Source organism: Klebsiella sp. OBRC7 (assembly GCF_000293135.1).
In the GTDB taxonomy this organism is placed as follows: domain Bacteria; phylum Pseudomonadota; class Gammaproteobacteria; order Enterobacterales; family Enterobacteriaceae; genus Klebsiella; species Klebsiella michiganensis.
Window position 1 is genome coordinate 116,631 of sequence record NZ_ALNJ01000030.1, and the last position, 20,055, is coordinate 136,685.

Genomic DNA, 20,055 nt, shown 5'->3' on the forward strand with positions numbered 1-20,055 from the left:
TGATAGAAAGTTACTTTCTGTTATGTGGTGATGATTTGGGGCAAACGACCCTAATCAGGTATTAACCTAATCAGGGCTCATCTGTCGGACAGATTAAAAATTCAATTTGTTCCGTTACTACTGGATTTGTGGGAATTCGATAATAAAATTGCTTTCCCCGGTAGAGCCATCTTCTGCTGTAAAAATTGGGACAGTTGAGTTTTCACCGTTCCCAAGGTCTATCTGAATTTCTTTTGTCTCACCGGGTTGAATAACGTTTCCAAGAATGTTGATCGCATAATCTGCGTCTTTCCTGAGCGTGATATTGGCCGTTTGTACGCCTTGCGCCAGTGAGCCATCGTTACGGCGCAGCTGACCGGTACGCATAACGGCCAACGGTGTGTTATCACTGGTTTTGAGTGCCTTCACTACTCCCAATGTTTTTAGCTTCTCAAGGGTAACCAGGTTTTTTGGGTAGTAAGCGAACTGAATGCTTTTTTGTGTCGTGTTGCCTTTCGCGTCGGTAGCAAACGCGGTCAGTGTATATTTGTCCGTATCTGAATCCAGGCTAGGGAAGAGACGAGGGTAATCAGGGGTATAACTACCGTCCTTATTCTGGTTAAAACCTAATATAACGCTGTCCGATGCCGGTCCGCCTTTAAGCTCAAGCCGGACAAGGCTCGGTGCGGTTAACGCATCATTTAGCGTTATGCTGATGTTCTCAAGCCCGTAAACGATGGCTCCCGGGGAGAGGCTCGTATTTTCATAGTTAAAATTAACCACCGGAGGCGTCTTGTCGTTAATTAGGTCAATGAATGGCGACGATGTTTCATTGTCAAAGGTGTCCTTTGCCTGGAAGCCCAGATTATATTTCCCTTCGGCAAGTTTGCTCAGATCAAAACTATATGTGTAATCCTCTCCAGCAAGGGAAGTCTGGGTTCCTGTCAGCAATTGACCGCCGGTTTCGGAATCCACCAGAACTGCTGATTTGAGTTGTAACAGATCTCGGAACTTACCGCGCTCAGGTTGCGTTACAAATAACAGTACGGTTTTGTTTTCTTCTTGGTAACTATATCCAGTTATTCTTGGTAGCAGGTCAGTGTTCCAGTGGTGTCTTTTTTCTATACTGACTGATGAAAATGTTTTATCAATATCTGTCAATCTGAATGAGTAGGTCGTAATACCATTACCTGATTTTGGAATAGACCAGGATACCGCACCGATGCACTCTGTCTCACCAGCCGGTACCTGACAAATCTCTGTATTTCCACTCATCGCCCTCTGATCATAATTTCGTGGAGACGCAGTTATCCTTACGGAGCTGAATTTAACGGGCAAATCTTTGGTATTCCAAAGATAGTTTCCTGAATTCATTTCTCCTTGCTTATCCGATCTTAACCATGCTCCTGGTGCTGCCGGGCTGACTGGAGCCTCACTTCCTAAATTGATATCATATGAGAGTGAGCCGCCACCCCATTGATATCCGTTGTGGATGGTGTACGTGACTTTATAGGCGGTCTTAGCTGATACATAGCTGTAGCCATTCGCTTCGGAAATAATCGTTCCGAATTTTAAACCAGCCTTATTGTATTCCCTGCGGTTATACGATGGCACCCGGTACACCAGTGTCAAAGGGTTCTGGTTTACGGTCATTCCCGGCTTATATGCTATGTAACCTTCGCTAAAGCCTGGAACCACGCTCGTTTTCGAAGTTGGGTCATAAACAGCAAACAAGGTGTATTCGCCAAGGTCAGAGTCAAAAATGAACTTCTGGTCCGGCAAAACTTTACGGTTTCCCGCTTTATCATAGAGCGTCACACGGAAGCGATATTCCACATCAGCGTTTGATACAGGCATCCATGATGACCGACTCATATTCCCTTTTGTCCACGGTACAGAAAGGGATGCTGATCCACTGTCATACACCATATCGGTGATTGAATAGACCGTGTCATCAGGTTTAATCACCTGAATTGTCGCTCTATCAAAACCAGTTGCAGCTTTGACGTTATTAACATTCAAGTAAAGCTTAGCTTCAGCCCCCTGACCCAGTTCCCAACGTTCGCCGGTTAACACCATATCGTATCCGGGCTTTTGGTCTACGCTCAGGTTATCTGAAGAAGGGCCTACAGTATCGATAATAAAATTGTGAGACGTACTGTCGACAACCGTGTTTTGAGTATTCAGGATATCCGAGGTTATGACATAACTACCGTCACTTAGTGGAGGAAGGATCAGTGTTTTTCCGTAAAACTCTTCACCTGTAGAAGCCTTTATTCGGTCATTAACTGTCACGCTATCCGTAGTAAAGCTATATACACCAACATTGTCTTTCCTTACCGTTATCTGAATTTTTCTGTCGAGACCTGAAATCAAGCTTAGCTTGATCTTTTCGTTCGTATTGAGGATGCCGGTCTCTGCACCGACAGACTTCTCAGTGCCGTAGATATCTGTGAAAGTGTACTCATAGACCCGTGAATACGACGAAAAGGAGATCGTCGCCAGAATTAACGTTGTCAGCACTTTTATATTGGTATTCATATCACTTAATTCCCAGCAAACTTGATATCAGAGTGAGAGAAAGTTACTTTTCTCTCTTCCCGGCCGTCATATCCGCCGTTGTCGTGTTTATCCAGAAATTACCGGACCACCAGCAGGGACCGGTAATTGTGAGCCGCTATTTAATTTGCGGAAACTCAATGATGAAATCACTTTGACCAGTAGAGCCGTTTGTAGCCGGGAAAATTGGGACTGTTGCGTTGACGCCAGCGCCGAGGTCTATCTGGATTTCTTTGGTTTCGCCCGGCTGAATGACAGTACCCAGTATGTTGATCGCATAATTAGCGTCAGTCCTGAGCGTGATGTTGGCCGTTTGTACACCCTGAACCAGGGAGCCATCGTTACGTCTCAACTGGCCGGTACGCATGACGGCCAGCGGAGTGTTGTCGCTGGTTTTCAGCGCCTTCACCACACCCAGCGTTTTGAGTTTTTCCAGGGTAACGAGATTTTTCGGATAGTAGGCGAACTGAATGCTTTTCTGCGTGGCGTTCCCTTTGGTATCCGTTGCATACGCGGTCAGGGTGTATTTATCGGTATTTTCGTCAAGGGTAGGGAACAGACGGGGATAATCTGGCGTATGGGAGCCATCGGCATTCTGGTTGAAGCCAAGAATCACGCTATCAGATGCGGGGCCACCTTTCAGCTCAAGACGTTCAAGAACAGGTTTTGTCAGCGCGTCATTCAGGCTGATCGCTATGTTCTCCAGCCCATACACAGTAGAGCCAGAAGTGAGCGGGGCATTTTCATAATTAAATATGACGTCAGGGGGAGTCATATCGTTCACCAGCGTGATGAACGGGGATGACGATTCATTATCAAAGGTGTCTTTGGCAAGGAAGGTAAGGTTATATTTGCCTTCCGGGAGAGCTCCCAAATCAAACGTGTAGGTGTAATCATCACCAGCAATCGCTGTATTGGTACCGGTTAACACCTGGACATTTGAATCCGCATTAATCAGAACAGCAGACTTGAGCTGCAATTTGTACCGTAAACTGCCGTTCCCCGGCAGATTCACAAATAGCAGAACCTTTTTCTTGTCTTCCTGGTAATCATAGCCAGTTATTCTGGGCAACTGGTCAGCATTCCAGTATTGTCGCCTTTCAGCATATTGTGAGAAAAGGGAACCATCGGCATTGGTCATCTTGAAGAAAAACCCCATATGGCCGTTACCACTTTTTTTAATATTCCCTACAATTTTCCCTTCACACTCCAGCTCGCCGACAGGAATGTCACATAAGAAATCGCCGGTATTAGACATAGCCTTTTGAATGTAATTTCGTGCAGACGCTTTCACGCGGGCACTAAGAAATGTCACCGGAAGATCGGTTGTTTTCCAGAGGTAATCATATGAGCTTACCGAGCTTTTCTTGTCCGAGGTAATCCACACGTCAGGAGTAGTGGGGCTTACCGGCGCGTCTGCCCCCATTTTAATATTGTAGGTAACACTGGCTCCGCCCCACTGATAGCCGTTATGGATAACAGAGAGCGTCTGGTAAGGCGTCGTGACCGACACATAGCTGTAGCCGTTCGCCTCAGAAATTATGTTCCCGAAGGCCAGTCCGCCTTTTCGGTACTCCCTGCGGTTCGTAGAGGGGACACGGTAGATAAAAGTGATGGGATTCTGATTGACCGTCATCCCCGATTTATATTCAACATACCCTTTACTAAATCCGGGTATAACACTGGTTTCAGCTGTAGGGTCATAAACCGCGACTAGCGTGTATTCGCCTAAATCCGAGTCAAAGAGGAACTTCTGATCCGGGAGGACTTTTCGGGTACCGGCCTTGTCGTATAGCGTGACACGAAAGCGATATTCAGTATCCGCATTAGACACCGGCATCCAGTCGGCTTTAACCGCGCTCCCCTTAGTCCACGGAACAGAAAGCGATGCTGAACCGCTGTCGTAAACCATGTCCATTTTTGAATAGACGGTATTATCAGGATTTAGGATCTGGATAGTGGCTTTATCAAAACCGGCCGTCGCTTTCACATTTTTGACGGTGACATAGAGTTTTGCTTCTGCCCCAAGCCCTAGTTCCCAGAGGTTTCCGGTAAGGACCATGTCATAACCCGGACGCTGGTCAATACTCATGTTATCGGCAGTGGGGCCAGACGTATCAATCAGGAATGATTGGGTTGTCGAATCAATAAGGGCATCCTGGGTATTCAATATTTCCGAGGTGATGGTATACAGCCCATCACTTAACGGGGGCAGGGTTATAACTTTCCCGTAAAACTCTTCATCTGATGATGATTTGATGCGATCGGCAACTTTCACGCTTTCTGTCGTCGTGCTGTAGACATTCACGTCGCCTTTTTTCACCGTCACCCGGATTTTCCTGTCCAACCCTGAAATCAGGCTAAGCTGGATTTTTTCCGTGGTGTTCAGCTTTGCTGAATCGGCGCTAACGGATTTCTCCACACCGTAGATATCATTGATTGTGTACTCATAAACACGGGAATGGCCGGGCAATGAAAGGGTGCCGAGGATTAATGCCGCCAGAAGCTTGGATTTGAATTTCATATCAGTACCAGTCTAAAGCATGGTTAAAAGGTCGCATTGTGTGTCGCTCTTAACCACTGATGGAGCGATACATGCCTAAAAGTTACTTTCCTTCTCCGTTGAAAAAAAACGGATGTTTATGATTCTGCACTTCAGGCCAGCGGCTTATTTCACCTGCTGGAGAACAGCACGCCTGCTCTTCTGGACTGGCGAGTGTAATGAGCGATTCCACACCAGCGTGTTTTCGTAAATCGAGATGAAACCAAGACTAATCAGCTCCTGCTTAATCCGTTCGTTCAGCAATGAACAGGTCTTTTGCCCCGTCAAATTTGAAAGGTAATTTTGTAAGGCCTTTGGTGTGGCCGGGAGAGATTTAGGGGAGGATGCGCAGGAAAGCTTCAGTCTGTTAATCCAGTAGCCCATGTCATGCTCTTTGGCTTTCATCACTTTCATTGTTGAAGCCTTGTCTTTAACCGGCTGCGGAACGGGCAGGGCTGGAGAGATCCTTGTACAGCTGATCCCTGTTGCTTTCAGACGGGCAATAATACCGTCATAGCCCTTGTCACGGGAGATAACAGAGAAGTGTGACGTATCCCCGGCCAATGCGGTCAGTTGTCCGAGTTCCAGGACCAGATGGAAATCAACATTGTTTTTGGATACCTCAGTCGCCGGAATAATGCGTAAAGAAATTGCAGAGCTCAGGGACGTAACAGGAATTTTAATGTTTTCCTGTTTAGCGCCCGTGAAGAAAAGCACTTTGTCAAAGTCATGAAGGGAAACTCCCTCAAGGCTTCCGATATTTTCATAATCAATCAGGGCAATTCTGGTTTTGGGACTTCGCATTACTCTCTCCCGAAAAAAAAGGTTGAACCAAATATCAACCAAATCGCCTACACCACATGCAGGCCAAAAGTAACTTTTATGCCTACGTACATTACCTGCACCCAGTAAAAGTGACTTTTTAAAGGGCAAATCCTGACTAAACGTCCAGCTCCTGATTCACCATGGCTACGGCCATTGGTCTGGAGCCACTGGTATCATCCACCTCGACGGCTATATCTATCCAACGGCTGGGATCTGAAACCCAGTCAATAAGCTCTTTTATGGACAGGCTGTGCCTGATCTCAATGTTTTTAATGCTGTCATTGCCAAACCAGTTAATCCGGTTCACATGCTGTTTTATGTAGTACACATCCCATGAGCCATGGCCCAGAAAGTCCTTACCCCACTGCCGTTTAAGCTCTCGCCAGTCACAGGGCAGAACGTCTGCACGAGAAAGACTGTCTGTTATCTGATAGATATCTGAAAACCCGACCTCGCTATCCGGGATCATTTCCAAGTACAGGTTTCCGGCAACCGGATGTTTCGCACTAATAACCACGTTTTTTGAGCTCATCAAAGGTTCCCTTTTCCGTATGAATAGGCCTGATGCCAATAATCCAGTTATATCAAAATCAGGATCGAAAATTTCTGAATAACAGGACGAAAAAAAGCCATGGCGAAAAAAAATGCGACAGAAAAATAGGGTCTTCCAGGAGCTATCTAAATTGCTATTGTCAAAAGACTAATCCATACGGAGAAGTCAAAATGACACCTGCATTCAGGTTTGGTAATGAGAAAAATGTATACACAGCAAGAAGAAAGCGGCTTCGCAGAAGAGGAAGGCTGATTCACAGCCCTAATGACAGTTTCATTACTAACAGAATTCTTGATCAGCTAATTGATGAGGTTATGTATCAAGAGGCATTCAGAGAAAAATCCATCTTTGAACGTTAAAAAAAACGCTCAACTGCAAGAATGAGTCTCGTGGCGGGAAAATCTCAAAATTCGTTATGTTAGATTAAATCCAGCATTTAAGGCCAGTGCCCTGCAAGGTTAAAGGGAAGGGCGGTAGCGTCTTAAAAATTCGTACACTTTGCGCACTGAGGAGAATATGTCTACTACTACCATAACGCGAAGATTCAATATTCTGGTAGCTGGGTACTTCACAATTATTTCCTGTTGCCAAATTATGGTATTCCCGCACTCTCAACCCATTTTTCTGGTACTGGTGACCATGGGAATTGCACTACGTCTTTTTACCCTTCAACAGCATCAAAAGAACATCAGGTTTCTGGTTTTTTCCCTTTTCTCGCATCATCTGGTGCTTGGCATTCTTTCTGTTGTTCAGTTTTATGTCAGTATCAGGTTTCGCAGAGATATTTATCTTGAGTACCAGCTGGTTTACGCACCTTTTCTTATTGGAATAGGGTATGTCTATTTCAATGTATGGAGACGGCGAGCATAACTATCATCAAACCTCAATAACTAAGGGTATCTGAATGTTATTTTCAAAACCAAAAATCCGTCCACTGACATTTTCACCCGAAGAGATTGTGTGTCTTCAGAGCGGCAACAAAACGCAATTCAGACGACCAGTCAAAGGGGGGCGTTATTTCTCAGAAAGTATGGACGCAGGAAAGAACCCCGGGGCAATACATCCGGTATTAAAATGTCCATATGGGCAAACCGGCGACAGGATCTGGGTAAGGGAAACGGCCAGATCGGAATGGCAAAGAACGCTTGAATCTCCCTTCCTGGTTCAGACGGGGGTACAGTACCGCGCTGATAAGGAATACCGTGAGATCACCGCAGAAACGAAGCACAAAATGTTCCCAGCTAAAGCACGGACAACTCAGGGTGATTTGGCCTGGGCAACGCCAGTTGGTATGCCTCGATGGGCAAGCCGGTACCTGCTTGAAATATCCGGTTCCCGGTTAGAGAAGCTTGCTGATATCAGTCATGAGGATGCGTATGAAGAAGGAATATTGACTGAAGTATGGGATCAAACCGTTGTCGCCCGAAATTATGATACCCCTGACTCATTCTTTCAGTTCTGGTCTGAAGAGATGGACCACTATGTTGAAATGAATGAGCTGTATCGCCGATCTTATCAAAGTTTATGGAACCAGATTTATGGGGGGGACAGTTGGGCATCAAACCCACTCGTTTGGGTTGTAACATTTAAATTAATTGATTGAAGGTTATGTTATGAGCAATATTTTTAAATTAGGCGTTGTGCCTTTAGTTGTTTTAGGTGGATATAGCTTGCTGTTTTATCCAGGCCATGACGATATACCGGAAAAACAAGCCCGCCATTGGGTAAACGACTGCCGGTTGGTAGAAAAAAATATTGATAATGGTTTTTTTTCTTCCGAGCAAAATCGGCTTCAGTGCGGTGATGTCGTTGAAAATGTAAACGCAGCTGATTATGACCATGTTATGAATGGCAATAAGAGTATAACCATATCGGAGTTAATCAAGGAAATATTCAGTGAATAGGTAACTTACAGAGTGAGTATGCAGGCCTTCATTTGTCGATAGCTGATTACCCTCTTTCTATCGAATTATGGGAAGACAATTCGCTCCATACTCAATACCTACCGGATAAATTTAATGGTACTCGAAAATCACGATAAAGTTATGAATTCAGGACCAATCAGGAAGGATGGGTTGGCGCACAAACCAACATATATTTGTTCAAACGACAAAGTTTTGAACAATGCAATAGAAGTACTGCAAGGAGACAGGCAATGACAGCTTACTATCTTGAAGGGAATAATATCGCCTGGCTTAATGGTGTATGCTTATTCCTTATTGTTATCGGTTTTTTGTGCACGCTGACTAAATTCATTATCCCTAAAAAAATTTCTCTGCGAATGAATATAGATTATATCTTGGCTTTTGGCGTTATGATAGCTTTGGCTGCGATCGTCACGGCTGTCATTTTTACCAGTAGATCATTTACGATGGATGAGCTTGAAGCAGGGAGACACTGGAAAAAAGACTGTAAACTTCTGGAGGTGAACATACCTACAGGAACCTTTTCCGAACCAGTTAATAAACAAGACTGCGGTGGCGTTATCATTAATGTCCCTAAGCTTCAGTATGACGAATATATCCGGCAGTGGGAATTATACGAAGGAAAAGAAAGATGATTGCAAAAATTAGAAGGGGCAGTATGAATGCTGAAGGTGATTTAAAGAAACTGACTAAGCTTAAAATGAAAAAGCTTTGGTGGATTATATTTACATGTTTACGTATAGAGGATAATACTCCCCCTCCTTTATGGGCTGCTACAGTTGTCGCTCCGATGCTATTATCTTTATTTTTATTTTGTCTAACACGGTCAGGTTTAATTGCACTAATTTCATGGGGGGTGGGGGTTATTGTTGTTATTTGTTTTTATCGCTATCTAATGCTCCCTAAAACCTGGGCTGGCATACTTGACAGGCAATTGCTGGAATATATCGAAAAATATAATGGCCGCGATAATGAAGATTTTTTTACTGGAACTAATGATGTCCCGCTTGAAAATCTCATTAACGACGGCGAAGCTAGTGTTAATAACATAAAACACTGGTGTCATGATGAGAGATGGGATCTGAGAATGAGAATGCTAAATGAATTTGGCATTAAGCCAGAACAAAAAGCGGATGTTGTCGTTAATCTTAAAAGCTTTAGCGGAACGAAAGACTGAAGCTACTGTAAGTAAAAACCTGTAATTCCAAAAGTTACTTTCTGGAGTAGTCATGGCTGAAAGAGTAATCAAAAGGGGCGGGGAGTTGGTTGAGCCGCCCTCCCACAAGAACATCGTAGATAAAGATGATTTGCCAGGTAAAGCCACCAAACCTAAAACTAAGATCACAAAATCACAGCGAGCTGAACTTAGGCTTAAATTTGCAAGCCGTTGTGCGTATTGCGCATGTGAGCTGAAAGAGACTGGTTGGCATGCTGATCATGTTGAGCCCGTACGTCGTGATTTTGACATAGTCCGGGCCCCTCAGGGGAGTCGGGTTTCTCATTTTGTCCGTTCTAACGGACGTGTATTTCACCCGGAGCGGCATGAGCTCGACAACCTGTATCCCTCATGCTCTCACTGTAACCTGTTTAAATCGACGTATACGATTGAAGGATTCAGAAAACAGATTGCCCACCAGCCCGAACGCGCTCAAGCCTATTCTGTCAATTTCCGCACCGCCCAACGATTCGGGCTAGTGACGGTCATAGAGAGACCGGTTGTGTTCTGGTTTGAGGTCTATGATGCCACAGCAGCTCTGGAACCCCAGCTTTCATACTTTCTGGAGCACAGGGAGGCTTACCAGCGTTAAGGTTTGCTGTCTTTTCTTGAGCTGCTGTCGGCTTCTTTAATCCGTTCATCAGCTTGCTTACCGGTATAAATACATATCGCACTGTTGTAATTATTTAAAGCAATCTCGCTTTTGAAATCACAAAAATATGCCGGGTGTTTTGTCGCAATGATATCGCCTTTCTGGCATTTTCCCTCCAGACCTTCTACCAGACTGTCATTATCGGTGCCCATACATGCTTCGCCGGTTGGGGTGATACCTTCCTCCTTACAGCCTGAAAGAATGCCTGTGGCACAGACCAACATTATCAGCAATTTTTTTTGCATTGTTCCCGTTCCCTGTTATATATGATTTTTCAAGTCTAGGCATTATCGGGCATGATGCACCTACCAGTAATCGTATCGCGTCTGTCCGGCTTTATGCCTCAACATGGTGAAAACGGATAAACGTATGCCATCTCAGATACCACTTGACCCAAAACTTCCGGCCAATTTTGATGACACCCCTAACAGTGAACGAAGCAAAAAACAGCTGGATGAATGGTGGGATCATCCTTATGGGATCACTAAACCAGACGGCTCAATTACGGTCAGGTGTCTCAACGGTGGAGCGTGGGACCGCTCATCGGTGCTTGGAAATGCAGGAACTTACGAAGAGGCTTGTGTCCTAGCCCACGACGCCCAGGCAAAATGGATTTTTACACGTCAGCAACCCATTTTCATGTATTCTAACGAACCTCCCTTCAGGCTGGTGGTACAGTCTCAGCGACCGGACTATGAAGAAAGCATCGTTGGTGAGTTCAATACTATTGATGAAATGAATTTGTTCTCGTTAAAGCAGAAAAAACCCGAACTGCTTGAGCTACCTCCGACCATTGAAACAAAAGGCATGGATACTGAGGCCTTGACCTGGTACGGGAACGAGCTTGATCTGGCTGCATCGAGACTTGAGGCAGCACTTAAGACCGTTTCTGTTTTGCGTGACGAGGTCAGTATGGCCTTTCTAAGGAAAAAAGGAGACGCCAGTTAGCGGAGGATTGTGGGGTTACCGGCGTTTATCCATAGTGTCCACTATCAGGCCTATATAAGCAGACCTCGAATCTTCGCAGTCGGTTTGCCTTGCATAGGCTTTTTTTATTGCTCCATCGGAGAGGGGATGCTTCATATTGAGAAATAGCATGACCACTAACACATCAATAGAACGGGCGGATGCAAAGTACTCATAGATGTAATCGGTCGTCGTTTTTTTAAAATCCACACCAACTGAACCGAGGTCAATCAGTCCTGCGATTATTTCTCCCGCCTCACCATTCCTTACGGTACGCTTTAACAGGTTTAGTTTACGTTTCTGTGCTTCCTCCCTGTCTCGTTGAGACTGCAGATACTCGGCAAGGCTTTTAAACATAACGGCTTATCCTGTTTATTCTCATCACACCGATCATACGGACATTCCGTGATAGTTGGAACCTGGCTAATTCCTGGCGCTAGTCCCTATGCTTGACCATTCCGCGAAACGGATATATAATAATCGTCAAATGGAGGTGGCTTATGTACAAAAACACCACAGCGGAAAAACTACCAGACACTACTGGTAACCTGACAGATTTTCAGCTTAATTTACTGAAAAGAATAAACAATATTGCACTGTCTCTGATGCCAGAGTTTGAGGACAAATCTCAGGCCATGGAAGCGATCACACTGGATGATGGCTCATTGATGCAGTTGCTGTACTCTGTGCAAATGCAGCAGAAAACGCGCGCATCTGAGTATGAAATGCGTAAGGTTCATCGCCGTCGTGAAAATCTGGAAGCTTTTTACAGAAGCCTTCAGGAAATGGGCGGCACCCTTAAAGTCAATGATGTGGCTGACATACTGGGGATTACCCGACAGGCAGTGAACATCCGGGTGAAGAAGAATCAGCTTCTGGCCTTTAAGCAAAACGGTGACTTTATGTTCCCGGTCTTCCAGTTTACTGATAAAGGTCTGAGACCTGGATTTAAAGACATCATGGACGCATTCGATGAAAATACCCATCCGGTGTTGCGGCTGGAGGTTTTCAAAGCACCGATTGCGGTCAGCGATGAGCAAACCAAAACACCCGTCCAGATCCTGACTGATGGCGCAGCTGAAGATGAACTGGCTCTGGCCGTTCGGGCCGCACGACTATTCGGCAGCCATGTTGCCAGCTGAGATTAAGAAAAAAGGGGCATACCGCGCCCCTTTTTAATTACTTCGGTTCGGGCATAATTCTGAAGTTTAGTAATTCCTCAAACATCTCTTCGCCGGTCATGAACGTGCCATGCCAACCTACAGGAAAAATCCCTGTATCTGTCTCCCTGAAAGATGCATAAGGTACCATCCCCCCGGGAGTATCAGTGAAAGCTGGTGGCTTACCAGGCATTTCCCAGAAAGCGTAACAACGCTTGTAGCGATAGTGCCTTCCAGAATAAGAGATCCCATCAAAATCACTTCCAAAATGCGTATGCAAATACGACATAAGCCATTGTGTGAAGGTATAGTTTTCGTTTTCAACACTGTCAGGTGGAATGTGAAGCAGCTGGCATAAACCAACAATATCGATCACTTTTACCGTTCTGTTGACATCTATCGAGCACATATAATGCTGATGTAAGACTTTCTCTGGGTAATTAACAGGACCACCCAAATGAAGTAAACGTCCGTATGCTTCCGCCGCTGCCGTTAATGATGAGTCTGCAGCGTACCACACGGCAATCGAACCACCGGGTGGGTTGTAGCGTCCACAATCTTCAAATAACACTGGCGCACTGAACTGTACTGCACTTGCATAACGCTTCTTCTGGTGACGCTTCAAAACAGCCGAAGCCGGATTGATTGTCACTGTCGGAATACGTCCTACCTTTTGTAACGCTACAATTCCCTGCGTCACTTTATCTTCTTCAAAAATCCATTTATCCATAAAACACCTCCTTACAACAGATTAGGCCATAGGCTTTCTCCATTCTCATTTATAAAATGTCCCTGAAGTATCGTCATTCAAGGACGAATAAGACCTGCGGTCTCGCTTATATTATATCCCAAAAAAACCATATGTTTCATATAAATATGGTTTATCTTCCAGATAAATTTAGAGTATAAATGTTAGCTTGCATTGTACCTAATTTAAGGTACAATCAATATTGAAAGGGAAGGCTACGGAGCCGCCCATTAACTGCCTCAGGAGGCGTTCATGTCAACTATCCCTCAATTAGCTGAGCTGGGTTTTTCCTCAGATGTTGTTCCTGTGATCAATACCCCAGCGCCCAATATGACTCGCGGATTTGAGCGCTTTCATATCAGCTATAACAGTTCATCTGCCGGGTATGGCTGCGATACAACCGCTCTGGTTCTGGATGGACGAGTCTTTTTCGTACTGAACGGGGACCATGCCTGTGATATGACCAAAGCTGCTGCAGCACGCGGTATCGATGGTTGCATTGACGTCTTCATAGACCGTATCGAGTCGGCTAGTCGACACAGCGAGCATAAAATGGCAATTGGTCTGACAAACGATGAGTTCGGATTGATGCCGACCGCGCTCGCTGTCATCGGAGAAGAGAACATCCTCCGTCTTCTATCAGCTGTGACAGGAAACGCTCAGGACTTTTCAGCGTACGGTATTAATCAGGATTAACCATTCTCAGCCCCTACTGACCCATAACTTATGAGGCTTGTATGAAACTTGAAGATTTAACAGGTGACGACCGTACTCTGGTTGTAGTCGCTCTCCAGGCTCTTTTCCGGGAGCGAACTAACTCATATCAGGCAGCCTGCACCGCCTGCCAGCTTGCAGGCGAGAAACCACCAGCTGAGAATCTTTTTGGCGTGGAGGCAAGTATTTCGGCAATTCGCCGGATGGGAGCTCTCCCGCAGAGATGAAACCAGATATGAAATCAACCAGTGAGAACGACAACAGACGCGGATTGCTCATCAGTGCAGGTCAGTTGCTGTTTGGTGAGCGCTGGCAAACAGAACTCGCCAGAGCCCTTGGACTGGCGGACGGCAGACGCATCCGTCAGTGGCTTTCTGGTGACAGACCAATACCAGTCGGTATATGGGATGACCTGAGTGAACTCCTGAAGGACCGAAGTTCCGAAATAGCTCTGATATTAAAAAACATTCAAGACATCACGAAGCCTGAAAAGAAATGACGTACCTGGCTAACTTGTAATTACCATCAAAGGAGATTGTCAGTTATGGCGATGAATAAAAAAGAACAAGCAGCCTATGATCAGCTGGTGGCACAGGCCAGAATAAACAGAGCTTTACGTTGGTCTGACTATCGGGTTGAACGTGATATGCCCGTACCGGAGACCTCGGGGGATTACCAAAACGGATGGAGCTTCAACGTGGCCTCTGGCACTGTTTATCCGACATGGAGCGGTAATAGTGTCCACGGCACCCGGGAGGAGGGCGAAGTTGTTGATGCAGCCTCCCGTCGTATGCGTGGTATGAATGGTAGCCAGAATGGCATACCACAGTTCAGCACTAAAGAACGCGCCCTGAAGGCATTACGCCGCTCACTAGAAATCAAGTTTGCCATGCAATTGGATGGCATAGATAACCGATAAACACATTTAAGACAGCACGAATGAGAACGTATAGGTTCCTGGAGCTGACCGTTGACAGGAGGCATAATGACGCAACAACACTCTCATCCGCGTGAGGTGGTGGAGATGTCCCGGCGTATTTTTGAAAATTTAATCTCCAGTAGCCTCAATTCATCTGATACCACAGGAACCTGCATGTATGGTTCGATTCTGGTATCCATGCTCCTGGAGAAATTTTCAGGTGTCAGGACACGTATCGCCGGTGGAGATGGTGTTGATGATGGTGGAATACTTACTGCCGCCGGTATGAAAGGGCATTATTGGGTTGTTGCCAACGTAAATGGAATGCTCTTTGTTGTCGATATCACGGCAGATCAGTTTGGCATGGACAAAATCGTATACAAAGGGCTAAAGGATGCTCCAGAGTATATTGAGGGCCACCAAATCACCATTGATGAGCATGTTCATGAGACCCTTCACCAGATCATAGGAAGTTACAGTTCAGAATATAACCAGCTGTGAGTTCTATAAAAAAATTTGGCTATGTTTTAGGCGAAACGATTCGTTACTAAAGAAGAACAGCATCAGCAGAAAGAGGAGGGGAATTTTTATGGATAAACGTTACGAGTTGGCTGACAAGCACGGGATGTCCCATGAATTCATCGACTGGTTTTTCGATAAAAAGAAGGATGGTTCTGGGGACCTGTGGTTTGTCATGATGTCGGCAATGTGGGAGGGCTATAAAGCCCGGGACACCCATTCGACAAAAGCATTTGCGTACCACCAAGAGCAACAAAATTTTGAAGCATGGTGGGAACAGAACAACGAAGGGGGGCCTCTCTCTGGTTGGGAGAATCTCCGAGCTAAAGATGGATATAATGACGAAGACATTGACAAACAATGGGAGGCCTGGCTGGGCAGAGCTCGTTATACTGGTTAAAACCACAGATATTATTTGCGCTGGGTTAAATGAGTGATAAACTATCACGCAGATAACCTGTGGAGGCAATAATGTCTGAATTTGATTCCCTTGCGGAAGAGCTGGTGGAAGAGGCACGTAATGAAGAGGCCAGACAACAGCAAAGGGACCTGTCACTGATAGGGAAAGTCCTTGAAATCTATGATCAGAAGTTTGTTGCCGAACTTCTGCGTAAGCTGGGAAATTCAGACTGGACCAGGGAGACCCTGAACCGCTGGATTAACGGAAAATGTGGGCCTCGTTCACTTACCGTAACTGAGGCATCGCTTCTTGAAAGGCTGCTCCCGCAGCCGCCAGCTAACCACCCCAATTATGCTTTTCGGTTCATCGATCTCTTCGCCGGTATCGGCGGTATCCGTCATGGGTTTGAAGCCATTGGCGGCCAGTGTGTTTTCACAAGTGAATGGAACAGCTATTCAGTAAAAACTTATAAAGCAAACTGGTATTGCGATCCCGAAGCGCATATCTTCAATTCGGATATCCGCGATGTGACCCTCAGTCATAAAGAAGATATCAGCGAAGAAGACGCCTACACCCATATCGATAAATCGATACCCGATCATGATGTCCTGTTAGCTGGATTTCCATGTCAGCCCTTTAGCCTTGCCGGAGTCAGTAAGAAAAACTCACTTGGCCGTAAACACGGTTTTGAATGTGATACCCAGGGGACCTTATTCTTTGATGTGGCTCGTATCATCATGGCAAAAAAACCGGCCATCTTTGTACTTGAGAACGTCAAGAACCTCAAAAGCCACGATAAAGGGAAAACTTTCCGTGTCATTATGGATACCCTGAATGAACTCGGTTACGACGTTGCCGATGCTGAGGCTACAGGTGCCGATGATCCAAAAGTTATAGATGGTAAGCATTTCATCCCTCAGCACCGGGAGCGTATTGTTCTGGTAGGCTTCAGACGTGATCTGAATTTAAGTCAGGGATTTAGCCTTGGTGACATTTCTTCTCTGTTCCCTGAAAGAAAAGTACTGTTCAGAGAGCTCCTTGACAGTGATGTTGATGATAAATACACACTAACGCCAAAGCTGTGGGATTATCTCTATAAATACGCCAAAAAACACCAAGAGAAAGGCAATGGTTTTGGTTTTGGACTGGTGAGGCCTGAAAATGATGATGCAATTTCTCGCACAATATCAGCGAGATATCACAAGGATGGTTCAGAATCGCTCGTTGATCGTGGTTGGGATAGCGAACTCGGTGAAAAGAACTTTAACGACCCAGAGAACATGACCCGACGTCCTCGTCGTCTAACACCGCGTGAGTGTGCCCGGCTAATGGGATTTGAGCAGCCAGGGAAAGTAACTTTTAGAATCCCCGTATCCGATACTCAGGCTTACCGCCAGTTCGGAAATTCCGTCATCGTGCCGGTATTCGATGCAGTAGCGAAATTGCTGGAGTCACGGATCATCGAGGCTGTGAAGGCGCGGAAATAGAAGGTATTGAAAGAGCCCCAAGGGGCTCTTCAAATATCTATGCTGGTATCATCCCATTGCGCATACGACTCTCGCCAGATGTGGGGGGATGTCACCAATAGAGTTTTTTAAGTTCATCGATAAACGCAGATAGTGACATTAGCTCACCCCTGATTTCCTCGGGAAAGGCCTTATGCAACCCTACCGGTACAACGAGCCGTATCCCCTCAGACTGCATTTCCCTGAACTGTGCCACAGATACGCCCTGCTGTAAGGTGAACAGGTGTACTGTATCAATTCTGTCAGCCTCATTCAGTACCTGCCGCCAGCGGTCCTTACAGGTGGTTTTAACCCCCAACATGCGTAACTGTTCAGCAGGGTAATAAGGATCGTGATAGGCAGCACCGGAAGGAAAGATGAAATCGGGTTTTTTCTTACCTTCCGTGATAGCCTGAGTTTCAAAGCTCATTACACCGTGTTCTTTGAAAAGAGATTCAAGATGGAGCTCAAGACTTTTCCCGGCACGAGACTTCCTCCGGTTACTCACTGAGTTAGCAAGCGTAATAAAATCATTCACCGTGGCAAAGCCTTCGGCTATCTGACCCAGCACGTGCAGTTCCTCAACGGCAAGAAAAATTTCAAACTCAATTTTCCTCCTCCGCATCAGTTGTGAGTCCGGATCGTCAGTTGTTCTATCGTAATGACACGCAGCAAAACCAATAATTTCCCTTCCTGAAGGGAAGTAGTGAGTCCATTCCAGTGGAAGCACATACTTTGTTCTGCCAGGAGAATTTTCTGTAACCAACCCTCCAATTATTTTGTCTCCAGGACCAAAAATCGTTGCTCCCGGGATAACTTCACCAATAATTGGTTCAAGAATATCTTCCTCGGTCAGGTCCTTGCAGACCCAGACATCACAATAACTGGAAGATGTTCCAGGCACATGGTCGAAGGCGAGAAGTGCCAGAGCGCCGGTATTCTCCGGATTCTGGAGAGGATTTTGTCTGCCAAAGCCCGTCAGACGCTTTTCATCACGGGTTCCCCCGAAAAATTTATTGTTGTAGTAAATGGCCCTTACATCATGAAGGTCAGGGCAATCAGGATGAGATGACACGTGAACAGAAAAAAGAGCTTCAGGATTTCTTAACTGAGTATCACGGAGGGAGGGGAAGAGCTCATCAATGACGGCTCCCGGCATGTAAAGACCAGACTGGTGGGATCTTGTAGCGCCGGTATCGTTAGCGGATAAGCGCTTAACGTATATCCAAACATTCGCAGAACACTTTGTTTGCAACCACTCCGCCAGAAGACTCATTCAAACCACTCCACCATAAACACTCACTGTTTATGAGTGATGTTACGGATCCTGAGGTTAGAAGCAAGGCTAAAAGAGACAGAGTGGGGCTGGGGAAATGGGATGATTAACTGTGAATTTATTTAAATGTTCAAGAAGTTACGCTGATAAAAAAACGTGAATACTAGCACTAAATGTTTGAAAACAACGCTAATGACATAGGTTTAAATATCATCACCACCTCAACATTATGTTCCTCAACGTAGTCACACCAACATTTTAAATCAAGTTAGAAAACACAATGGCGCTATTTCTTCTTTATAATTTCTCACTGTTTATGAGATGGAAAATACCTGTTGAATTCAAATGTGGCATCCAAAGAATTTAAGGGATTGACGAAGCGACTTTAAATGTAAGAATAGATATGCGCGATGTTCTCATCAATGAAAGACTCACAGGAAAGAGCATTAAACTCGTTCCGATAAGTCTACACCATGCGTACTCATTATTATTTATTACAATCAAAATGCGGGATTTTATTGACTAAGCATTTATATGTGGAAAAATAGATGCATCCCGTATCACTCTAAAAGGTAACATATGAAAATCCGAGACCAGATTACTGCAGAATTGAATTACCAGGCATCTGTAGAAGGAGAGACGGGTAATATAAAAATGTGTCGTATTATTCTGGAATCTGTGAACAATGTTGTTGTTTACAATACAATGACAAAGGTGGAGAAAGCACCAAACGCTGACTCTAAAACCGACGAAGAGCAGTATTTCCACTATGTTCGGCCCTGGGTTATCCCGTTCATTGAAAAGATGTATATGGCTAAAGACAAATGAATGCTGCATCGCTAGAAAGGAAGAACTTATGGCATTACTGATTACAGCAGATGATAGTATACGCAAGCTATCCCCTCAGGACCTTGAAGGTAGCCGTAATAATGACGGTGCATTCTCGCTTGCAGATATGCAACAAATGGTAGGCGGTTACATTCAGGCTGTAATGCTCAATCCTGTTATTGTACATGATGGCATTCGTTACAGCTGGTTGGTCATTAATGAAGAAGGAAAGCTTCTGTCCTTACCAGGAAACAACAATGCGACACTCATAGCGAAAAGTGCTATCAGGCCTGATGACTATATAGTAGGCAATGCGTTGATGCTTGAAGAAAGCGAGTTTCAGTAATATCGAAGTTTTAAAATATTTATGTGGTGCACTGAGTTTGAGTTTTTAGTTTAGCCTGTCAATGACAGGCTTTTTTTTCAAAGAAAAATACCGGAACCGGGCTAAAAGTGAAGTGCAATCAGGTAGAGGAAAGTTACTTTTTTGATTTTCCGCAGCAGAGATGGAGTGCCAAGGTATCAGGCTTAACATCAACCATTGCCAATAAACATTCTTTATGCCCGTATGTGCTACCCCCTGATTTATCGATATATACGACTCCATTTTCTTTCAACCTTTCCCTTCCATAGCGGGCTGCATACGACTCGGACATATTTTCCGAGCAAATCTCGCAAGGCCCTAGGTAGTCACTACTCCGGCCTGTCGTCCTAATGACTTTTACCATCCGACCTGTAGGTACGTTAGGGAAGGTGCGAACAAGTTCCT

The 20,055-nt window shown here is 45.2% G+C and carries 23 protein-coding genes; 15 read left to right on the plus strand and 8 right to left on the minus strand.

Annotated features, from left to right (window positions below; translation table 11 throughout):
- Positions 1-117: 117 nt before the first annotated feature.
- The 4 genes from HMPREF1144_RS08550 to HMPREF1144_RS08565 form a co-directional block, all read right to left on the minus strand.
- Complete coding sequence (locus HMPREF1144_RS08550) at positions 118-2,520, minus strand: Ig-like domain-containing protein (protein ID WP_009652513.1); 2,403 nt, start codon at positions 2,518-2,520, stop codon at positions 118-120.
- A 136-nt stretch (positions 2,521-2,656) separates the two neighbouring features.
- Complete coding sequence (locus HMPREF1144_RS08555) at positions 2,657-5,062, minus strand: Ig-like domain-containing protein (protein WP_009652476.1); 2,406 nt, start codon at positions 5,060-5,062, stop codon at positions 2,657-2,659.
- A gap of 144 nt (positions 5,063-5,206) precedes the next feature.
- Entirely contained in the window at positions 5,207-5,884 is a 678-nt protein-coding gene (locus HMPREF1144_RS08560; RefSeq protein WP_009652509.1) for a PIN domain-containing protein, read from the minus strand.
- A gap of 136 nt (positions 5,885-6,020) precedes the next feature.
- Positions 6,021-6,437: a hypothetical protein gene (locus HMPREF1144_RS08565; RefSeq protein WP_009652405.1), complete on the minus strand. Its 417-nt coding sequence runs from the start codon at positions 6,435-6,437 to the stop codon at positions 6,021-6,023.
- A gap of 925 nt (positions 6,438-7,362) precedes the next feature.
- Here HMPREF1144_RS08565 and HMPREF1144_RS08575 point away from each other — a divergent pair.
- The 5 genes from HMPREF1144_RS08575 (at position 7,363) to HMPREF1144_RS08595 (ending at position 10,191) form a co-directional block, all read left to right on the plus strand.
- The gene (locus tag HMPREF1144_RS08575; protein ID WP_009652396.1) at positions 7,363-8,061 is read left to right on the plus strand and encodes a hypothetical protein; all 699 of its coding nucleotides are present in this window, start codon (positions 7,363-7,365) and stop codon (positions 8,059-8,061) included.
- 10 nt (positions 8,062-8,071) lie between these two features.
- Positions 8,072-8,362 (plus strand): hypothetical protein, encoded by a 291-nt coding sequence (locus HMPREF1144_RS31165; protein ID WP_009652502.1) that lies wholly within the window; start codon positions 8,072-8,074, stop codon positions 8,360-8,362.
- 251 nt (positions 8,363-8,613) lie between these two features.
- Positions 8,614-9,018, plus strand: coding sequence for a hypothetical protein (locus tag HMPREF1144_RS33235; RefSeq protein WP_009652471.1), 405 nt, complete (start codon positions 8,614-8,616; stop codon positions 9,016-9,018).
- Entirely contained in the window at positions 9,015-9,560 is a 546-nt protein-coding gene (locus tag HMPREF1144_RS08590) for a hypothetical protein (protein ID WP_042927296.1), read from the plus strand. Before HMPREF1144_RS33235 ends, HMPREF1144_RS08590 begins: the two co-directional genes overlap by 4 nt.
- A 52-nt stretch (positions 9,561-9,612) precedes the next feature.
- On the plus strand, positions 9,613-10,191 hold the full coding sequence (locus tag HMPREF1144_RS08595) for an HNH endonuclease (RefSeq protein WP_042927297.1): 579 nt from the start codon (positions 9,613-9,615) through the stop codon (positions 10,189-10,191).
- Here the strand turns inward: HMPREF1144_RS08595 and HMPREF1144_RS08600 are convergent.
- The gene (locus HMPREF1144_RS08600; protein ID WP_042927299.1) at positions 10,188-10,496 is read right to left on the minus strand and encodes a hypothetical protein; all 309 of its coding nucleotides are present in this window, start codon (positions 10,494-10,496) and stop codon (positions 10,188-10,190) included. The two genes, HMPREF1144_RS08595 and HMPREF1144_RS08600, sit on opposite strands and share 4 nt — an antisense overlap.
- Before the next feature lie 124 nt (positions 10,497-10,620).
- Here HMPREF1144_RS08600 and HMPREF1144_RS08605 point away from each other — a divergent pair, with 124 nt between their 5' ends.
- The gene (locus HMPREF1144_RS08605) at positions 10,621-11,199 is read left to right on the plus strand and encodes a hypothetical protein (RefSeq protein WP_042927300.1); all 579 of its coding nucleotides are present in this window, start codon (positions 10,621-10,623) and stop codon (positions 11,197-11,199) included.
- Between the two features lie 15 nt (positions 11,200-11,214).
- Here HMPREF1144_RS08605 and HMPREF1144_RS08610 read toward each other — a convergent pair whose 3' ends face one another.
- Complete coding sequence (locus HMPREF1144_RS08610; RefSeq protein WP_009652398.1) at positions 11,215-11,574, minus strand: hypothetical protein; 360 nt, start codon at positions 11,572-11,574, stop codon at positions 11,215-11,217.
- A gap of 143 nt (positions 11,575-11,717) precedes the next feature.
- Here HMPREF1144_RS08610 and HMPREF1144_RS08615 point away from each other — a divergent pair, with 143 nt between their 5' ends.
- Positions 11,718-12,359, plus strand: coding sequence for a hypothetical protein (locus HMPREF1144_RS08615; protein WP_009652520.1), 642 nt, complete (start codon positions 11,718-11,720; stop codon positions 12,357-12,359).
- Positions 12,360-12,396: 37 nt separating this feature from the next.
- Here HMPREF1144_RS08615 and HMPREF1144_RS08620 read toward each other — a convergent pair whose 3' ends face one another.
- Entirely contained in the window at positions 12,397-13,107 is a 711-nt protein-coding gene (locus tag HMPREF1144_RS08620) for an RES family NAD+ phosphorylase (protein WP_009652442.1), read from the minus strand.
- A gap of 270 nt (positions 13,108-13,377) precedes the next feature.
- On the opposite strand from HMPREF1144_RS08620, the gene HMPREF1144_RS08625 reads away from it, so the two are divergent.
- The 6 genes from HMPREF1144_RS08625 (at position 13,378) to HMPREF1144_RS08650 (ending at position 17,164) form a co-directional block, all read left to right on the plus strand.
- Positions 13,378-13,821 carry a hypothetical protein gene (locus HMPREF1144_RS08625; RefSeq protein WP_009652418.1) on the plus strand — a complete coding sequence of 148 codons (444 nt, stop codon included), beginning with the start codon at positions 13,378-13,380 and terminating at the stop codon, positions 13,819-13,821.
- 253 nt (positions 13,822-14,074) lie between these two features.
- Entirely contained in the window at positions 14,075-14,338 is a 264-nt protein-coding gene (locus HMPREF1144_RS08630; protein ID WP_042927302.1) for a hypothetical protein, read from the plus strand.
- A gap of 45 nt (positions 14,339-14,383) precedes the next feature.
- Positions 14,384-14,758, plus strand: coding sequence for a hypothetical protein (locus tag HMPREF1144_RS08635; RefSeq protein ID WP_052544823.1), 375 nt, complete (start codon positions 14,384-14,386; stop codon positions 14,756-14,758).
- Positions 14,759-14,824: 66 nt separating this feature from the next.
- Complete coding sequence (locus HMPREF1144_RS08640) at positions 14,825-15,259, plus strand: hypothetical protein (protein WP_009652506.1); 435 nt, start codon at positions 14,825-14,827, stop codon at positions 15,257-15,259.
- An 88-nt stretch (positions 15,260-15,347) separates the two neighbouring features.
- Positions 15,348-15,677: a hypothetical protein gene (locus HMPREF1144_RS08645; RefSeq protein ID WP_004883132.1), complete on the plus strand. Its 330-nt coding sequence runs from the start codon at positions 15,348-15,350 to the stop codon at positions 15,675-15,677.
- Between the two features lie 71 nt (positions 15,678-15,748).
- Positions 15,749-17,164, plus strand: coding sequence for a DNA cytosine methyltransferase (locus HMPREF1144_RS08650; protein ID WP_009652391.1), 1,416 nt, complete (start codon positions 15,749-15,751; stop codon positions 17,162-17,164).
- A 91-nt stretch (positions 17,165-17,255) separates the two neighbouring features.
- On the opposite strand, the gene HMPREF1144_RS08655 is transcribed toward HMPREF1144_RS08650, so the two are convergent.
- The gene (locus HMPREF1144_RS08655; protein WP_009652517.1) at positions 17,256-18,458 is read right to left on the minus strand and encodes a type II restriction endonuclease; all 1,203 of its coding nucleotides are present in this window, start codon (positions 18,456-18,458) and stop codon (positions 17,256-17,258) included.
- A 579-nt stretch (positions 18,459-19,037) separates the two neighbouring features.
- Between HMPREF1144_RS08655 and HMPREF1144_RS08660 the strand changes: the two genes are divergently transcribed.
- Complete coding sequence (locus HMPREF1144_RS08660; protein ID WP_009652449.1) at positions 19,038-19,286, plus strand: hypothetical protein; 249 nt, start codon at positions 19,038-19,040, stop codon at positions 19,284-19,286.
- 28 nt (positions 19,287-19,314) lie between these two features.
- A complete protein-coding gene (locus tag HMPREF1144_RS08665; RefSeq protein ID WP_042927306.1) occupies positions 19,315-19,632 on the plus strand; it encodes a DUF3846 domain-containing protein in 318 nt (105 codons plus the stop codon).
- The last annotated feature ends 423 nt before the right edge of the window (positions 19,633-20,055 follow it).

Bases quoted from the DNA above. Each gene is read 5' to 3' on its own strand.
- HMPREF1144_RS08565 (WP_009652405.1), bottom strand. From the start codon at position 6,437: ATGAGCTCAAAAAACGTGGTTATTAGTGCGAAACATCCGGTTGCCGGA.
- HMPREF1144_RS08550 (WP_009652513.1), bottom strand. From the start codon at position 2,520: ATGAATACCAATATAAAAGTGCTGACAACGTTAATTCTGGCGACGATC.
- HMPREF1144_RS08555 (WP_009652476.1), bottom strand. From the start codon at position 5,062: ATGAAATTCAAATCCAAGCTTCTGGCGGCATTAATCCTCGGCACCCTT.
- HMPREF1144_RS08650 (WP_009652391.1), top strand. From the start codon at position 15,749: ATGTCTGAATTTGATTCCCTTGCGGAAGAGCTGGTGGAAGAGGCACGT.
- HMPREF1144_RS08600 (WP_042927299.1), bottom strand. From the start codon at position 10,496: ATGCAAAAAAAATTGCTGATAATGTTGGTCTGTGCCACAGGCATTCTT.
- HMPREF1144_RS31165 (WP_009652502.1), top strand. From the start codon at position 8,072: ATGAGCAATATTTTTAAATTAGGCGTTGTGCCTTTAGTTGTTTTAGGT.
- HMPREF1144_RS08625 (WP_009652418.1), top strand. From the start codon at position 13,378: ATGTCAACTATCCCTCAATTAGCTGAGCTGGGTTTTTCCTCAGATGTT.
- HMPREF1144_RS08590 (WP_042927296.1), top strand. From the start codon at position 9,015: ATGATTGCAAAAATTAGAAGGGGCAGTATGAATGCTGAAGGTGATTTA.
- HMPREF1144_RS08595 (WP_042927297.1), top strand. From the start codon at position 9,613: ATGGCTGAAAGAGTAATCAAAAGGGGCGGGGAGTTGGTTGAGCCGCCC.
- HMPREF1144_RS08620 (WP_009652442.1), bottom strand. From the start codon at position 13,107: ATGGATAAATGGATTTTTGAAGAAGATAAAGTGACGCAGGGAATTGTA.
- HMPREF1144_RS08635 (WP_052544823.1), top strand. From the start codon at position 14,384: ATGGCGATGAATAAAAAAGAACAAGCAGCCTATGATCAGCTGGTGGCA.
- HMPREF1144_RS33235 (WP_009652471.1), top strand. From the start codon at position 8,614: ATGACAGCTTACTATCTTGAAGGGAATAATATCGCCTGGCTTAATGGT.
- HMPREF1144_RS08665 (WP_042927306.1), top strand. From the start codon at position 19,315: ATGGCATTACTGATTACAGCAGATGATAGTATACGCAAGCTATCCCCT.
- HMPREF1144_RS08660 (WP_009652449.1), top strand. From the start codon at position 19,038: ATGAAAATCCGAGACCAGATTACTGCAGAATTGAATTACCAGGCATCT.
- HMPREF1144_RS08605 (WP_042927300.1), top strand. From the start codon at position 10,621: ATGCCATCTCAGATACCACTTGACCCAAAACTTCCGGCCAATTTTGAT.
- HMPREF1144_RS08575 (WP_009652396.1), top strand. From the start codon at position 7,363: ATGTTATTTTCAAAACCAAAAATCCGTCCACTGACATTTTCACCCGAA.
- HMPREF1144_RS08630 (WP_042927302.1), top strand. From the start codon at position 14,075: ATGAAATCAACCAGTGAGAACGACAACAGACGCGGATTGCTCATCAGT.
- HMPREF1144_RS08610 (WP_009652398.1), bottom strand. From the start codon at position 11,574: ATGTTTAAAAGCCTTGCCGAGTATCTGCAGTCTCAACGAGACAGGGAG.
- HMPREF1144_RS08655 (WP_009652517.1), bottom strand. From the start codon at position 18,458: ATGAGTCTTCTGGCGGAGTGGTTGCAAACAAAGTGTTCTGCGAATGTT.
- HMPREF1144_RS08645 (WP_004883132.1), top strand. From the start codon at position 15,348: ATGGATAAACGTTACGAGTTGGCTGACAAGCACGGGATGTCCCATGAA.
- HMPREF1144_RS08560 (WP_009652509.1), bottom strand. From the start codon at position 5,884: ATGCGAAGTCCCAAAACCAGAATTGCCCTGATTGATTATGAAAATATC.
- HMPREF1144_RS08615 (WP_009652520.1), top strand. From the start codon at position 11,718: ATGTACAAAAACACCACAGCGGAAAAACTACCAGACACTACTGGTAAC.
- HMPREF1144_RS08640 (WP_009652506.1), top strand. From the start codon at position 14,825: ATGACGCAACAACACTCTCATCCGCGTGAGGTGGTGGAGATGTCCCGG.